Consider the following 12591-nt stretch of genomic DNA (forward strand, 5'->3'; position numbering starts at 1 on the left):
TGGCATCGGCACATTTCCCGCTGCGCCGGAGCGGCGGGCAGTCCTAGCCGGCGGTGGGCATGTACGCACTGGCTCCGAGCATCACGGCGGCCGCCAGGCCGGATCCGAGTGCGAGCTCGAGGCGTGTGTGGTGCTTTAGCTTCAGCCGGGCGAAGGCGACCACGGGCAGCAGGGTTGGGAGGGCAAGCAGCCACCAGGGCGAGAGCCGCATCGCCGCGAGGACGACGAGGGAGGTGAAGCAGAACGCGTGCATGGAGACTTTTGGTCCCAGGAGGGTCACTCCCCCGGCAAGGACGAGCCCGGCGACCATCGTCGGCAGGATCCACAGCAGCGGGCGCGGTGCGTCCAGCAGCACCGCCGTTGCCATGCCTCCAAGCACAGACGCCACGCAAACCAGGAAGACCCACCAGCGCTGATCGCGCCGGGTGACGTGTCGATCGGTGAGCTGCTCGCGCCGCACGGCGACATGGATGGTTGCTGTCGGGATCACTGCGCAGAAAGAGCCGATCAGGATGCCCCATCCGAGACCAACCCATGTATGCGGGTGGCCTGTGACGCCGCAGAGGACGCAGATGAGGAACACGGACACAGCGGGCGCGAACACGTCACTGAGGATCCGGGCGGCCCGGGTCGCAGGATCGCCGGCCGCGGGGATGCGGATATTCGTCCCGTTCCCGGTCATCGCCCGTCCGCCCCATTCATGGCACTCATCGCAACACGGATTTCGTAGAGGCTCTGCACAGAGGCGGCCAGGGTTTCGTCGTCTTTCAGCTTGAGCGTGCGGAGCCGGCTCAGGGCGAGTGTGAACCACCCGAGGCTGGGAACGGCGTTCTCGCCGCTGAGATGGCGCACCAGCCCCGCCGACAGGTGCGGATCCTCGGGGTGCTGCCTGTGCAGGGGTTCCAGTGCGGGGTCGTGGTCCTCGCGGATGAGTCTGAGCGCGTCGTGGGTTTCGATGGTGAGCCTTGAGAGCGTCATCAGCTGATCGAACCCCTGCCTGTCTTCGGGCGGAAGCTTTACGTCGGGGTGAAGAGTGGTGGTCGTTCGCCACAGAGGTACGACGACCTCGTGCGCGAGGCGGAGCGCGAGCCTCACCTGCGTTTCTATGCTGATGCGGCGGATGACCCCTGTTGCGAGTCCCAGGAAGAAGAAGCTGACAACGGTGACGAGGAGTTGTGTCCTCAGTTCAGTTCCGCCGACGACCGGACTGCCAAAGAGGTCCAGGAGTGATGAGCCGATGAACAGGGCAGATCCGATGGCCCCCGTAAAGACGAATGCAACCGGAAGGCGGGCGGAGAAGGGTTGGTTCTTCTGCGTCATGGTCCGCCAACAGCCGACGGCAACTACGGCAGTTGCCGCGGCGAATGCAGAGAGGTACAGGAAGTTGTAGGAGATCAGTGCCCAGGCCTGGCCGCGGGCAAGGGCGGCGTCGATGTCGACCCGGTCGTAGATGGTGCCGTCGGCATGGACGGGGATGAACCACACCAGCACGGCCTCGCCCAGGGCGATGATCCCGGCGAAGAGGTAGATGAACCGGGTTGCACGTCGTGAAAGCGGAGTCGCGCGGAACGTGAGGATGAGCAGCGCCACGGATACCTGGGCGGTCAGGATGGCAAGGCGCTTGAGGAGGTCGACGGCAGGTCCGTCTAAGGGCGGCTCCACGCCACGGCAGACCGTGGCCACGAAGAGGGCGGCACAGGTGACCCTGAGAAGGTTAACCCGGCGTCGGCGTCCTTGATACAGGGCAGAGACGATGATGATCAGGCCCATGGTGATACCGACAATGATGATCTCAGTCATCAGATCTCACCGTCCTCGTTTGATCCGGACAGGAAGGCGAGGACCTCGCTGCGTTCTTCCGATGCCCGCCGCTTCCGGTGCAGAGCATCCATCAGCCGCATGCCGGTGGTCTCGGCGCGCTTCTCCACCGGATCGTCGAACATGCTGCGCAGATGGGTGCAGTCGGTGTCGGCCCGGACGTCGCCGTGCAGGATATGGGCGAACTCGTGGAGGATTGTCTGCTCAATGTTGAGGGGCGGGAGCTCAGGGTCGTAGAAGACGTGGGCCACTCGTCCGATCACAGTAGTGAGGCCGCTGACCTCATGATGGCGCATCTCATCCGGGATGGGCCGTATCACGATCTCGAGTCCGCAAGCTGAGGCGATGGCTTTCCCGAGTGCTTCGAGGCTCAACTCGTTCGGCCAGTCGAAGAGGTCGAGCTGAGCGGGCTTCGGGGTGCAGCTGGTGGGACCGATCTTGGCAGCGCCTTTGCGCATCAGTCGGGCGAACAGGGGGTGACGGGGCTGGCCGTTCCGAGGCGTATCGGCGGTCGCAGCGGATGGAATGAAGGCAGGCATCAGCGTTCCTCTAAATAGCGAGAAGAGCGGACACCGCCTGTCGTTTGTCAACGAAGGGGTACAAGTCCAGTAAAGTTCCGTGTCACAACTTTACAACCTGGGAGGGTAAGAAAAAAATGAGCGACATGGGGAGAACTGCCCTGGTGATCGGTGCAACCCGTGGGATCGGGGCGGCCACGGCTCGAGCCCTGCTCTCCGCCGGCTACCGGACGGCGGGTACGCATCGTACCGGGGGGACCGTGCCCGAGGGGGTGCTCCCCCTCGAGATGGATGTGCGTGACGGTAATTCGATCGCAGCTGGCGTCAAGGCGGCTGCCGCCGACCTGGGTGGTCTGGATGTGCTCGTCGTCGCAGCAGGGATCACCCGCGACAAGCTGCTCATGCGGATGAGCGAGGAGGACCTGAGCGAGGTCATGCAGGTCAATGCGATCGGGCCGATGCTGGCCTGCAAGGCGGCCCTGGGGCCGATGCTGCGGCAGCGCGGCGGATCGATCGTGCTGGTTTCATCCATGTCCGTGAAGTACGGCGTTGTCGGCCAGTGCAATTACACTGCCTCCAAGGGGGCATTGGAAGCGTTTGCACGATCGATGGCCAGGGAGTACGCAGCCCGGAACATCCGGGTGAACGTTGTTGCTCCCGGCGCAACTGATACGGACATGATGGCTGATGTTGCTGAGGAGGCACGGATGGCAATGCTGGAAGGAATCCCGCTGGGTCGGTTCGGGACGGCAGATGAAGTCGCTTCGGCGATCATTCACACCGCGGAGAATACCTACATGTCGGGGGCCACTGTGCAGGTCTCAGGCGGTATTTGATCATGCAGGTCCAGCTGGATGTAGGTTCCTGGGGCCTTTTCTGCGGAAGCGACGGCAAGCAGCTGGTTCTGGTGGACGATAAGCCCTGTGGTCCGGTCTCCGCTCGGAAGCCCACGCGTGCAATTCCCAGGCGTCTTCTACTTGATGAGAACCGCATCGCCCAGGTGATGCGCAGTGGCAATGTAATTTCCGAGACAGTCCCCCATGCGGACGAGCAGTGGGCAGTTGAGGTACGGCCCGTCTTCTCTCCACGTACCTCCACGGTGATCGGTGTCCTCGCCGGCGTGGCCAAAGCGGCTGATCCGCTTCCGGAACTACCGCTGGTCGGTGGCTGGGAATGGGAGATCGAGCGTGACGCCGACGGTCAACCAACACTGCGCCGGCGCACGTACTGGGACCGGAACCTGTTTCGTATCTATGACGTCGACACAAGCGTCGCCCAGCAGCGCAGTGGCTATTGGGAAGCCGGGGAATGGGCGAGCGAGCTCATCGACCAGTCCGACCGGATGCGCGTGAACAGCCTCATCCGCGACGGCATCCAGGACGGGCTGATGGGCGTAACGGGCAAGGTCCGGTGCCTGACCTACAACATCGTCACAGGTTACGGCACGGCTTCACAGGACCGTCGGCACATGCGCCTGGTCGGCGTGATTCCGCCGATCGAGCCCGATCACGACAAGATCTATCTGCAGGGCTTCAGTTACGAGGCCCCGGAGACTTTTCACGATATGGCCTTCGAGCAAGACGCCAATGCGGGGCGCGTGGACGACGTGCTTCGCGGAGTCATGGCCCTGGCCAAGGAACCGATGGCCGTCGTCGACTCTGCAACGCTGGATGTTCTTATGACGTCGCCATCGTGGCGTCGGGAAGACTTCGGGTATGTCGGCGGCCTTGGTGAATTTGCCATTGACGCTTCAGGTGAGTTGCACAGGTTCATCGCGGCTGCGGCGAGGGATACCGCTCGTTCTCAATCGATGGGTCTGGCGCTTCGCCGGGTCGACGGTTCCGTGCAGAATGTGCGCATCACCGCCACCGGAGTCAGGTCTGGGGCTGAAGGGCGGGATGCAGTCATCAGGCTCGACTTTTAGTCGAGTCCACCTGCCCCGCCGTTTCGCAACGGGTTTCGTGCACTGAACACCGCCACGGTACCGATGACGTCGACCTTCACTTGGTCGAAGCTTCGCCGCAGTGCAGCCTCAAGTCCTGCGGCGTCGTCTTCGCGGTTGTGAAAGATGCCCAGGCGGTTGTACAGGGCCATGAAGCCGCGGCCGATGAGGTTGTGGCTCACGCCACTGCCCAGGATGGTACTGCCGAACAGCACACCGTCAGCAGCGAGCCGCTCCCCTAGGTGTTTGAAAGCTACGCCCTTGTCCGCCCAGGAGCCGGGAACGCAGTGGAAGACGTAGTTCGCCGCGATGGAATCGAATTGGCCGAGAGCCTCGGGGATCGGTTCGAGGACGTTCGCGGTCACACCTCTGGTGCTTACGTGGGTGTGGGCGAGTCTGGACGCTGCGTGCTCCACGCTGTTTTCGTTGAGGTCCATGAGTGTGATCTCAGCAGATTCGGGGAGGTCGGCATTGGCGAGGTACCAACCAGTGCCGGGACCGACATCGAGATGGCGGGTGCCGATGCAACGGTTGTACTGGTCTAGCATGAGCTGGCTGGGGCATCGCCAGGCCAGCGAATTGGAGAACTTCACGACGAGCAGGTCGTAGAAGCCCAGCACCGGCTTGCTGTAGATACCTGCGCCGCGGCGCACTTCCTGGTCGTTCATGTGATCGGAGCCTATCGGTCGAGGTCGGCGAAGTGAGGGTGAGCAGGGTGGTTTCACGAAGGAGCAAGGACGGCTGTGCTGGGGTCCGTGTCCACTGGGTAGCTCTGAGATTGCATCCTAGTGGAAGTAGTTCCACTGGTGAAGTCGAGCCGGTGCGGCGTCAGCCGAAGACCAGCTCGCCGTAGCAAGCGGTCTGAAGGATGATGTCAAGGTCTTGGACGCAGCCGAATCCGAGCTGTTCGGACTCGATGGCGGCAGAGCAGCAGAGGTGGTACCCCTTCTGCTTGGCCTTTCGAAAGGCTTCCTTGATTTGGGCGGCCGACAGCTCGTAGTCCTTGGTCTTGGACTCGTCATCAGACTCTGGATCGTCAAGTGTGATGCTCACGTGCAAGCCGTCCTCTGTCAGCTTGCTCCCGTGGTACCAGGGAAGCGCGCCACCGAAGTAGAACTCTTCGACGTCCTGCAGGACTGAAGTTGCTGATTGGGTGAAGATACCGGTGTTGGTCATGTTTCCATTCCTTCGCGATTCCGTGCGATCAGGGCAAAATGACTTCGCGGGAGGCGAGGTCGGAGAGCACGGCCGGATCCGGGACCCGTGCATCGACGCTGTCCTCCTCACAGAGGGCATCGATCAAAGGGTGGCCTTCCAGCGCGCTGCGGGCTTCTGTGGGAGATGCGAAGACGACAGCTGTGCGGGGATGGAACTCCCGGTCGATGAGCACGTAGCCTAGTTCGCCGGGCTCGCGGCGCTGCATGCGCAGCAGGTCGAGATGCAACCGTGCCTGCGCTTCGACGGCGGCGACGTCGATACCAAGATCTGCTGAGAGTCGGTCGTCCACAGTCCTGGGCTTGTCGGACTCCGGGGTCTGCCTCGCGCGTTCAGTGTTGTCGTTGATCATGCTCATCCCCTCTCGTAGGTCTTGTGGAAGCCGACGACTTTGCTGGTGATTTTCCATGCAGCGACGATCCAGGATGATGCGGCCACGGTTCTACCTCTGGTCCGCGATCTAGTCGAGGGGGTTCCTGTCCTCCACGGTCATCTGATCGATCGCAGCCAACCGTCTGGCGATGGTTTGTTCGAAGCCATTGCCGGTAGGACGGTAATACTGTGTGCCGCGGACGGCATCGGGTAGGTATTGCTGCAAGACAACTCCGTGTTCGAAGTCGTGAGGGTAGAAGTAGCCTTCTCCGTGCCCGAGGCCCTTCGCGCCCGGGTAGTGCGCGTCGCGCAGGTGCACTGGCACGCTCCCGGTCCGGCCGCGCCGGACGTCTTCCAGCGCTTGGTCGATGCCGCGGATGACGGCCGGCGACTTGGGGGCCGTGGCGATTGCGACCGTTGCCTGAGCGAGGTTGAGCCGCGCCTCGGGCATACCGATCAGCTGGACGGCCTGGGCGGCGGCCACTGCGATGCCCAGCACCGAGGGGTCGGCCATGCCGACGTCCTCGGAGGCGTGCACCACCAAGCGCCGTGCGATGAACCTCGGGTCCTCCCCCGCCTCGATCATCCGGGCCAGCCAGTGCAGGGCCGCATCCGGGTCGCTGCCTCTCATGCTCTTGATGAATGCGCTGACGACGTCGTAGTGCTGGTCGCCATCGCGGTCGTAACGCTGCAGCGCAGCGCCGGTGACCTGCTCCAGCACCTCGCGGTCGACGACGCTCTTGCCTGCGGCCTGCGCAGTTGCGACAGCGGTCTCCAGCCGGTTCAGCGCCTGGCGGACGTCGCCGCTGGACAGCCCTGCAATGATCTGCAGCGCGGGGTCGGCGAACCCGATCCCGGTGGCTGAGAGGACCGGGTCCTCCTCTAGGGCACGCGAGAGCAGGTTCACGACCTCGCCGTCCTCCACAGGGCGTAGGACCAGCAGGATTGAGCGCGAGACCAGTGCCGAGTTGACCGAGAAGCTCGGGTTCTCGGTGGTCGCGCCGATGAGCGAGATGACCCCGGCCTCCACGGCGGGCAGGAGGACGTCCTGCTGCGCCTTGGAGAAGCGGTGGATCTCGTCAATGAACACGAACGTCTGGAGGTCGTCGTCGAGGGCCTTCTGGGCTCCGGCGAGCGTTTTGCGGACATCGGCTACGCCGGCGCTGGTCGCAGAGAGCTCGACGAAGCGGCGGCTGGTCTGGCGGGCGATCACCGAGGCGATGGTGGTCTTGCCGACGCCGGGCGGACCCCAGAGCAGGACCGAGGTCGCACCCTCGCCCTGGGCGAGCAGCTCGAGCGGCGAGCCGGGAAAGACCAGGTGCTCCTGGCCCACGATCTGGTCGAGGGAGGTGGGCCGCATGCGGGCGGCCAGGGGTTGGATGGCACTCATGGTCTACTCCTTGTTTGGTTCGAGGCGGGCGATCTCGGCCTCGACCCGGGCTTCTTCGCTCTGTGCCGCGGCGGTGCGCGCCCTGGCCTCGGCGAGCCGGGCACGCGCCTCGCGCAGCGCCTGCGCGTCCGACATGGCCTCGACGGCGTGGATCGCTTTGAGCACCGGTGCGGCTGCGTACGAGGGCACCCGGACGCCGATCTGCAAGTAGAAGTCGTCACCGTCAGATGCGTGACCGACGCTGGGCGGCCGGCCGAACGCTGTCGTGCACTCCTCGTTCTTGCGCGTGTGGATCCGGCCGGCGAAGACCTGGGCGGCGGTCACGCTGCAGTCCGCGACGGCGGCGTGGATGGCCCGGAGCACCGGCTCGACGAGCTGGGTGTCGGTGCGCTGCTGTGGATTGACGGTCGGCAGGAGTCCGGGGTCGAGGTGGCTGTCTTCGATGCGGGGGTGCATGATTGCTCCTTTTGCGGCGGGGGTGGCCATCAGCTCTCGATGCGCGTGAACGGGCCGGAGTTGTGGACGAACAAGGCGATGATCGGCGCGTACCGGGCGTCGCGGTGTACGCCGCCGGCGTCGGTCCAGCCGCCTTGGGCGTCGAGCGTCCAGCGGTCGCCCGTTGTGTCGAGGTACTCTCCCGGCTCGGCCGGGAGCCGATGCTGTTTCACCATCCGGCGGAGCTTGCGGTCAATGGCGGCGCGTTTCCTGGCCGGCATGGGCGCGCCTGTAGTCCGTTCAGGGGGATAGGCGTCCCCGGGCAGCATGTTCTGCTGCCTGAAGCGGCGCGGGAACAGTGGCATGGCGGTCCTTTCAATTGACGGTGCTGCGCTCAGGCGGAGACGGCGACCTCCCGCTCCTTGTGCCGGGCGAGCACCCGGTAGACGGTGCGGTCGGTGACCTCGGCCATGTCGGCGATGGTCCGGGGGTCGATCCCTCTGCCGGCCATCGCGACGATGAGGGTGTCGCGTTCCTGCTTTTGCGCCTGGGCGGCGCTACGGTGTGCCACCGGTGAAGTCTTGATAAGGCGGTCGCGTTCGGCGGTGCTGAGTCCGCCCCAGATGCCGAAGCGCTCGTCGGCGCTCAACGCGTAATCCAGGCACTGTGCGCGCACCCCGCACTGGGCACAGACCTTCTTGGCGTCGGTGGTGTTGCCGCCCTTCTCCGGGAAAAACGCGTCGGGGTCTGTTTCTGCGCACAGGGCATCCCTGCGCCACTTCTCGTCGGGGTCCTCGCCGCTCATGACGGTGCGGCCGGGAGGCGGGTGTTCTGCTGTGCGTGCACCGTGGCTCCTCCTAGAAGTTGTCGTGCGTGTGTCGGTACTTCGTTCTCGGGGTGTGCGGGCACAGAGCCCCGGAGGATCCCATTCCTCCGGGGCTCTGTGCGCGAGGCTTCCGTCCTGTACTCCGGGGCGGCTGCGCCGCGCGCTGCTCCCGCTGTTCCTTTTAGTCACTGAAAAGGTGCGCGAAGTGTTCGTCGCTGAGGTCAATCTCGACACGCTGGCCCCCACGAGAGATCGTGAAGACGCAGCCCTCGTCAGCACTGGGCTGCCATGGTCCGCGCTGGAAGACCTCCCGCCAGACCTTGCTGGCGGCCTCAGCGGGCGATGCAGCATCCTGGTCGATCGTCCATCCGACGAGGTACTCCTCGCTGCCGGTGCCCTCAAACGGGTCGAGCTGATCCCGGGGGAAGACCTGGTCGAGCGCACGCTCGAAGTCTTCCCGGGTGGTGTCGCCGCCGGACACAGCTCCGCGGATGAGGTCGGCAAGGCTGTCGATGTGCAGGCTCATGGGGTTGCTCCCTGGGTTTTGGTTCGGGTGGGGTCTGCTGCGACCAGCGCGGCGATGAGCTCGAGGTCGTCTCCGCTGTCGGGGTCGATGAGGGTCCCGGCGGATCCGATGTCGGCCAGCGGCTGCTCGTGCGTCTTGCCTGCCGTGTCCCGGTAGACGAGCGTCACGCCGGACAGGTCCACGGCCGTGGTGCTTACCGGGGAGGACCCGGAGGCCTCGAACGCCGGCCGGATCGCCTCGATGAGCGCGATGAGGTGCTGTACCTCTGATTTCCGTTCGAGCAGCGCCTTGCGCTGGAGTGCGCGCTGCTCGAACCGGGCCAGGTGCGCGTCGCAGCAGGTGTCGGTCTTGTCGGGCTCGTCCTTGGGATAGGACAGCAGGTAGTGGTCCGTCTCGACGGATTTGTCGACGAGCGTGTCGAGCAGGATGTCGGCCTGCCGGGCGGTGATGCTGAGGCCGAGGCGCTGCTGCGCCGCTGCCATCAGGACGCCGCCTTCCGGTCCTCCGGGACGATGCCCTTGGTGCACAGCCGGACGAGGGCGGTGAGCATGTCCTGGCGGTGCCCGCCCCAGTGGACAGTGCGGCCGGAGGCCAGCTTGACGACGATCACGGGTGCCTGGGCGTATCCGAGGTCTTCGGTGATGTGGCGGTGGTTTTCATCGCCCTGCTCGATGTCGATTTTGGTGTACTGCATCGCGGGCTGCTGCCGATCGAACAGGCTCTTGGCCTTGTCGCAGTTGGGGCACTCCGCCGGCCCGTAGATGGTGATTTTCGGCGCGGTGTGGGCGGTCCGGGGCAGGTCGCCGATCGTGGTGGGGGTCATGGGACTTGGTTTCCTTCTCTCCCCTGCTGGGGTCGTTGTGGTGTGGAGGCCCTGGCTCTCAGACGTCGGGCTCCAGGTCGAACAGCCCGGGCTGGGCCACACGCTCGCGCAGCTGCCGGGCGGGTTCCTCGCCGAGGCGCTCGACGGCCTTGTCCAGGTCGCGGTAGGCCTCGGACTCGCCGAGTCCACCCATGGCCTCGATCTGGAAGTACAGCTCGGCGAGCTCCCGCTCGCTCAGGCGGTGGCCGAGCACTTCGGGGGCAGCGAGGTCGGTGTACGAGGCGCTGTAGCCCAGCTCCCAGTCGGACTCGGTCTGCTGCTCGGCTGTAAAGGCCACGAGGATGCCGTGGTCGGGCACGAGCGCGCCGACGAGCAGGTCCGCCAGCTGGTCCGGTGTCGGGCTCCACGGCTGCGCCTGCTGGAGGACTGCGCGGACCTTGGTCCGCAGCACTGAGTCGGCGTACAGCCCGGGCTTCCCGCACGGGCACCCGCCGCGAGGGGGCCGCGATCGATGGGCACCCAGAGCCCGTGGTCGTGCTCGAGGTGTTGGTCGGCGTCGTGCCGGGCGATGGCTGCTGGTGTCGACATGACCGTGCTGTGCTGCCAGCTGCACCCGATGCACGCCATGCCGTCTGCGCGCTGCTGGCCGTAGACGTAGACCTCGTGCTTGCCGGGGTGCTTGGCGCGCTTGCCGTCCGGCGTCGCGTCGACCCACCAGTCGGGCAGGGGCGCGTTCACGGCTTCACGTCCTTGGCTGTGCTGTGCATCTCGGCGAGATGGGCGATGGTGCGCCGGCGGAGCCCGTCGTAAAGCGCCCAGAAGGCGTCGTCGCGCGCGGCGAGCTCGTGTATCCAGCTGTTGATCTGTCCGTCCGGGAGCGCTGCGATCTCCGCCGCCTGCTCCGGATCGAGGCCGTGGGCCTCCGGGGCCTCCCGCAGCTCGGCGCGCAGTGACTCTGCGTCGAGCGCGATTCCGGTTGCGGGCCCTCGGTTGTTGTCGGTCATGGGTGGTCTCCTCGGTGTCGCTGCTGGTCGCGGATCGCCTGTCGCTCCCGCTCGCGGCGGGTGCCCTTGCGGGGCTTGGGGGTGTGCCGCTGCGTCGCACTGGACTTGCGGAGTTCCCGCATCCAGTGCGCCTGTTCGGGATTCGCCGACGGCCGGAAGCCCTCGGTGGAGTAGTGCTGCCTGCGCTTTCGGCTCATGGGTTCTTCTCCTCCGCCACGCGGGCGATGTGGCGGGCGCAGCCAGCCGCCCACGTGCGGGCATCGGCGGTCTGCGCGGCGGCCACCGCCTTCGCGGCGCGGTCGGCATCGATGGGCAGCCGATGCCGGATGAGCAGCGCCAGGGTGACGTCGAGCATCACGGTGCGCTCGTGGTCGCTCAGCTCCGTCTGCTCGGAGTGCTCGTGCACCCCACGGCGTTCGTGCAGGGCACGGTCCGCCCGCGAATCGAGCAGGGTCTGCTCGATCTCAGGGACGAGCTCTTCTGCGGTGGTCGTGGTGGTCTGGGGCGTCATGCGGTTCTTTCCGCCGGGCCGCTTGGCCCGGGATCGAGGAGCCCCGTCGCGACGCCGTCCCACAGGGACCCGGCCGCGGCGAGGCTGCGGTCGTGTGGTCTGGGTCAGTCCTTCGAGCCGTCGCGGAACTGGAGGTACTCCCGCAGGGTCGGCGCGTCCGCGCCGGGAAGCGAGATCCGGTCGAGGGCTCCGTACAGGTCCTCGTCTCCGATCAGCTCGCCCTCGTGGGCGACGACGGCTTGCGCCAGGCGGACCAGCAGGACCTTCATCTCCTCGGCGCGCTCCTCGTCGGCGGTCCGCAGGCGCTTGATGTCGATGAGGCGCTTCTCGCAGAGGCTCTTGAGGTAGAGCGCGCCCTTGCGCCACTCGAGGAACTCGATCAGCTGTGTGCTGTGATCCAGCGGGGACAGCCGCCAGATCTCGGCGTCGTCCTGGCGGAATGAGAGCTGCTGGTCGATGCTTGAGGCGGTGGTCTTCAGCCAGTGCTCGGTTTGGTTGAGGCCGGCCGGCGTGGTGGTGACCTCGGCCCAGACTGCGTCATCGCGCAGGCAGCTGCGCATCACGGCGTCGAGCGGGTCCTGCAGGCGTGGAGGTGCGGGGCGGGCGGTGGTCGTCATGGTCATGGCGGATGTCCTCGTCGGTCGTGTCGTTGATGGTCTGCGGAGCGTCGGCCCCGACAGCGCGCCCGTGGCGCTGGTTGTGGAATTAGGTCTCAGTTCCTGGTGCCGAAGCGCAGGTCGGGCCAGATGGGCTCGACCGAGACGCCCAGCAGCTGGATACGGGGGTCGCGGTCCTTGGCGCGTTTCCAGGCGCGGCGAACGGCTGCGGCCTTGTTCCGGGCCTTCTTCTGGTCGTCGAACGGCCCAATCAGGCGCGAGTAGGTCTGGGGGCTGGCGGACTTCAGGCTCTTGGCCTGCATCATCACCACGACGCCGTAGCCGTTGGCCTCCTCGGCCACCAGGTCCTCCCAGGAATCGTAGGTGCGTTCGGTCTGCGTGCTGTACGCCTTCATGGCGAGACCTCCTGGTCGTCGTGACGGATGTCGATGGGCCGCTCCCAGAGCGGCATCCCGTCCTCGCCGGTCTCGGCCGAGAACTCGAGGCGGACCTCCGGCTGGTCTATGTGTGCGCCGAAGTCCGACCAGCCCGCAGGCGGGAGCCGGTAGATGGGCTGCTCAGCCATGGGACTCGCTCCTTCTCGTTGTGGTGTCG

Annotated in this window: 22 protein-coding genes; 2 read left to right on the plus strand and 20 right to left on the minus strand. The window is 65.8% G+C overall.

Annotated features, from left to right (window positions below):
- Positions 1–43: 43 nt before the first annotated feature.
- From ACNAOT_RS13230 to ACNAOT_RS13240, 3 genes are read right to left on the minus strand one after another with little or no spacing between them, the layout of a single operon-like run.
- The gene (locus ACNAOT_RS13230) at positions 44–682 is read right to left on the minus strand and encodes a hypothetical protein (RefSeq protein ID WP_056387484.1); all 639 of its coding nucleotides are present in this window, start codon (positions 680–682) and stop codon (positions 44–46) included.
- Complete coding sequence (locus tag ACNAOT_RS13235) at positions 679–1800, minus strand: hypothetical protein (RefSeq protein WP_056387487.1); 1122 nt, start codon at positions 1798–1800, stop codon at positions 679–681. Before ACNAOT_RS13235 ends, ACNAOT_RS13230 begins: the two co-directional genes overlap by 4 nt.
- Entirely contained in the window at positions 1800–2357 is a 558-nt protein-coding gene (locus ACNAOT_RS13240) for a hypothetical protein (protein WP_056387490.1), read from the minus strand. The genes ACNAOT_RS13235 and ACNAOT_RS13240 overlap by 1 nt, the downstream gene beginning before the upstream one ends.
- 125 nt (positions 2358–2482) lie before the next feature.
- On the opposite strand from ACNAOT_RS13240, the gene ACNAOT_RS13245 reads away from it, so the two are divergent.
- On the plus strand, positions 2483–3172 hold the full coding sequence (locus ACNAOT_RS13245; RefSeq protein ID WP_160147647.1) for an SDR family NAD(P)-dependent oxidoreductase: 690 nt from the start codon (positions 2483–2485) through the stop codon (positions 3170–3172).
- 2 nt (positions 3173–3174) lie between these two features.
- Positions 3175–4260, plus strand: coding sequence for a hypothetical protein (locus ACNAOT_RS13250; protein ID WP_056387497.1), 1086 nt, complete (start codon positions 3175–3177; stop codon positions 4258–4260).
- Here ACNAOT_RS13250 and ACNAOT_RS13255 read toward each other — a convergent pair.
- The 17 genes from ACNAOT_RS13255 to ACNAOT_RS13335 form a co-directional block, all read right to left on the minus strand.
- Positions 4257–4946 carry a class I SAM-dependent methyltransferase gene (locus ACNAOT_RS13255; RefSeq protein WP_056387501.1) on the minus strand — a complete coding sequence of 230 codons (690 nt, stop codon included), beginning with the start codon at positions 4944–4946 and terminating at the stop codon, positions 4257–4259. The two genes, ACNAOT_RS13250 and ACNAOT_RS13255, sit on opposite strands and share 4 nt — an antisense overlap.
- 160 nt (positions 4947–5106) lie before the next feature.
- Positions 5107–5454, minus strand: coding sequence for a hypothetical protein (locus tag ACNAOT_RS13260; RefSeq protein ID WP_056387504.1), 348 nt, complete (start codon positions 5452–5454; stop codon positions 5107–5109).
- A 28-nt stretch (positions 5455–5482) separates the two neighbouring features.
- Positions 5483–5845: a hypothetical protein gene (locus ACNAOT_RS13265; protein WP_056387508.1), complete on the minus strand. Its 363-nt coding sequence runs from the start codon at positions 5843–5845 to the stop codon at positions 5483–5485.
- A 108-nt stretch (positions 5846–5953) separates the two neighbouring features.
- Positions 5954–7255, minus strand: a complete 1302-nt coding sequence (locus ACNAOT_RS13270) for a replication-associated recombination protein A (protein ID WP_056387510.1) — start codon at positions 7253–7255, stop codon at positions 5954–5956.
- Positions 7256–7258: 3 nt separating this feature from the next.
- Positions 7259–7711: a hypothetical protein gene (locus ACNAOT_RS13275; protein ID WP_056387513.1), complete on the minus strand. Its 453-nt coding sequence runs from the start codon at positions 7709–7711 to the stop codon at positions 7259–7261.
- A gap of 29 nt (positions 7712–7740) precedes the next feature.
- A complete protein-coding gene (locus ACNAOT_RS13280) occupies positions 7741–8055 on the minus strand; it encodes a hypothetical protein (RefSeq protein ID WP_056387516.1) in 315 nt (104 codons plus the stop codon).
- A gap of 29 nt (positions 8056–8084) precedes the next feature.
- Positions 8085–8495: a WhiB family transcriptional regulator gene (locus tag ACNAOT_RS13285; RefSeq protein WP_420178298.1), complete on the minus strand. Its 411-nt coding sequence runs from the start codon at positions 8493–8495 to the stop codon at positions 8085–8087.
- Positions 8496–8697: 202 nt separating this feature from the next.
- On the minus strand, positions 8698–9042 hold the full coding sequence (locus ACNAOT_RS13290; RefSeq protein ID WP_056387519.1) for a hypothetical protein: 345 nt from the start codon (positions 9040–9042) through the stop codon (positions 8698–8700).
- Complete coding sequence (locus ACNAOT_RS13295) at positions 9039–9524, minus strand: hypothetical protein (protein WP_056387522.1); 486 nt, start codon at positions 9522–9524, stop codon at positions 9039–9041. The genes ACNAOT_RS13290 and ACNAOT_RS13295 overlap by 4 nt, the downstream gene beginning before the upstream one ends.
- Positions 9524–9865, minus strand: a complete 342-nt coding sequence (locus ACNAOT_RS13300; RefSeq protein WP_056387525.1) for a glutaredoxin family protein — start codon at positions 9863–9865, stop codon at positions 9524–9526. The genes ACNAOT_RS13295 and ACNAOT_RS13300 overlap by 1 nt, the downstream gene beginning before the upstream one ends.
- 58 nt (positions 9866–9923) lie before the next feature.
- Positions 9924–10316 carry a hypothetical protein gene (locus ACNAOT_RS13305; RefSeq protein ID WP_056387529.1) on the minus strand — a complete coding sequence of 131 codons (393 nt, stop codon included), beginning with the start codon at positions 10314–10316 and terminating at the stop codon, positions 9924–9926.
- A gap of 283 nt (positions 10317–10599) precedes the next feature.
- A complete protein-coding gene (locus ACNAOT_RS13310) occupies positions 10600–10869 on the minus strand; it encodes a hypothetical protein (RefSeq protein ID WP_056387532.1) in 270 nt (89 codons plus the stop codon).
- Positions 10866–11066 (minus strand): hypothetical protein, encoded by a 201-nt coding sequence (locus ACNAOT_RS13315; protein WP_056387535.1) that lies wholly within the window; start codon positions 11064–11066, stop codon positions 10866–10868. Before ACNAOT_RS13315 ends, ACNAOT_RS13310 begins: the two co-directional genes overlap by 4 nt.
- The gene (locus tag ACNAOT_RS13320; protein ID WP_056387538.1) at positions 11063–11380 is read right to left on the minus strand and encodes a hypothetical protein; all 318 of its coding nucleotides are present in this window, start codon (positions 11378–11380) and stop codon (positions 11063–11065) included. Before ACNAOT_RS13320 ends, ACNAOT_RS13315 begins: the two co-directional genes overlap by 4 nt.
- 104 nt (positions 11381–11484) lie before the next feature.
- On the minus strand, positions 11485–12003 hold the full coding sequence (locus tag ACNAOT_RS13325) for a hypothetical protein (RefSeq protein WP_056387540.1): 519 nt from the start codon (positions 12001–12003) through the stop codon (positions 11485–11487).
- 89 nt (positions 12004–12092) lie between these two features.
- Positions 12093–12392 (minus strand): hypothetical protein, encoded by a 300-nt coding sequence (locus tag ACNAOT_RS13330; RefSeq protein WP_056387543.1) that lies wholly within the window; start codon positions 12390–12392, stop codon positions 12093–12095.
- A complete protein-coding gene (locus tag ACNAOT_RS13335) occupies positions 12389–12562 on the minus strand; it encodes a hypothetical protein (protein WP_156400143.1) in 174 nt (57 codons plus the stop codon). The genes ACNAOT_RS13330 and ACNAOT_RS13335 overlap by 4 nt, the downstream gene beginning before the upstream one ends.
- Between the last annotated feature and the right edge of the window lie 29 nt (positions 12563–12591).

Origin of the sequence: Paenarthrobacter sp. TA1.8, assembly GCF_048595705.1 — a bacterium.
Classification (GTDB): domain Bacteria; phylum Actinomycetota; class Actinomycetes; order Actinomycetales; family Micrococcaceae; genus Arthrobacter; species Arthrobacter nitroguajacolicus.

Bases quoted from the DNA above. Each gene is read 5' to 3' on its own strand.
- ACNAOT_RS13325 (WP_056387540.1), bottom strand. From the start codon at position 12,003: ATGACCATGACGACCACCGCCCGCCCCGCACCTCCACGCCTGCAGGAC.
- ACNAOT_RS13260 (WP_056387504.1), bottom strand. From the start codon at position 5,454: ATGACCAACACCGGTATCTTCACCCAATCAGCAACTTCAGTCCTGCAG.
- ACNAOT_RS13280 (WP_056387516.1), bottom strand. From the start codon at position 8,055: ATGCCACTGTTCCCGCGCCGCTTCAGGCAGCAGAACATGCTGCCCGGG.
- ACNAOT_RS13310 (WP_056387532.1), bottom strand. From the start codon at position 10,869: ATGACCGACAACAACCGAGGGCCCGCAACCGGAATCGCGCTCGACGCA.
- ACNAOT_RS13255 (WP_056387501.1), bottom strand. From the start codon at position 4,946: ATGAACGACCAGGAAGTGCGCCGCGGCGCAGGTATCTACAGCAAGCCG.
- ACNAOT_RS13270 (WP_056387510.1), bottom strand. From the start codon at position 7,255: ATGAGTGCCATCCAACCCCTGGCCGCCCGCATGCGGCCCACCTCCCTC.
- ACNAOT_RS13240 (WP_056387490.1), bottom strand. From the start codon at position 2,357: ATGCCTGCCTTCATTCCATCCGCTGCGACCGCCGATACGCCTCGGAAC.
- ACNAOT_RS13235 (WP_056387487.1), bottom strand. From the start codon at position 1,800: ATGACTGAGATCATCATTGTCGGTATCACCATGGGCCTGATCATCATC.
- ACNAOT_RS13315 (WP_056387535.1), bottom strand. From the start codon at position 11,066: ATGAGCCGAAAGCGCAGGCAGCACTACTCCACCGAGGGCTTCCGGCCG.
- ACNAOT_RS13230 (WP_056387484.1), bottom strand. From the start codon at position 682: ATGACCGGGAACGGGACGAATATCCGCATCCCCGCGGCCGGCGATCCT.
- ACNAOT_RS13335 (WP_156400143.1), bottom strand. From the start codon at position 12,562: ATGGCTGAGCAGCCCATCTACCGGCTCCCGCCTGCGGGCTGGTCGGAC.
- ACNAOT_RS13245 (WP_160147647.1), top strand. From the start codon at position 2,483: ATGGGGAGAACTGCCCTGGTGATCGGTGCAACCCGTGGGATCGGGGCG.
- ACNAOT_RS13330 (WP_056387543.1), bottom strand. From the start codon at position 12,392: ATGAAGGCGTACAGCACGCAGACCGAACGCACCTACGATTCCTGGGAG.
- ACNAOT_RS13285 (WP_420178298.1), bottom strand. From the start codon at position 8,495: ATGAGCGGCGAGGACCCCGACGAGAAGTGGCGCAGGGATGCCCTGTGC.
- ACNAOT_RS13320 (WP_056387538.1), bottom strand. From the start codon at position 11,380: ATGACGCCCCAGACCACCACGACCACCGCAGAAGAGCTCGTCCCTGAG.
- ACNAOT_RS13265 (WP_056387508.1), bottom strand. From the start codon at position 5,845: ATGATCAACGACAACACTGAACGCGCGAGGCAGACCCCGGAGTCCGAC.
- ACNAOT_RS13290 (WP_056387519.1), bottom strand. From the start codon at position 9,042: ATGAGCCTGCACATCGACAGCCTTGCCGACCTCATCCGCGGAGCTGTG.
- ACNAOT_RS13250 (WP_056387497.1), top strand. From the start codon at position 3,175: ATGCAGGTCCAGCTGGATGTAGGTTCCTGGGGCCTTTTCTGCGGAAGC.
- ACNAOT_RS13295 (WP_056387522.1), bottom strand. From the start codon at position 9,524: ATGGCAGCGGCGCAGCAGCGCCTCGGCCTCAGCATCACCGCCCGGCAG.
- ACNAOT_RS13275 (WP_056387513.1), bottom strand. From the start codon at position 7,711: ATGCACCCCCGCATCGAAGACAGCCACCTCGACCCCGGACTCCTGCCG.
- ACNAOT_RS13300 (WP_056387525.1), bottom strand. From the start codon at position 9,865: ATGACCCCCACCACGATCGGCGACCTGCCCCGGACCGCCCACACCGCG.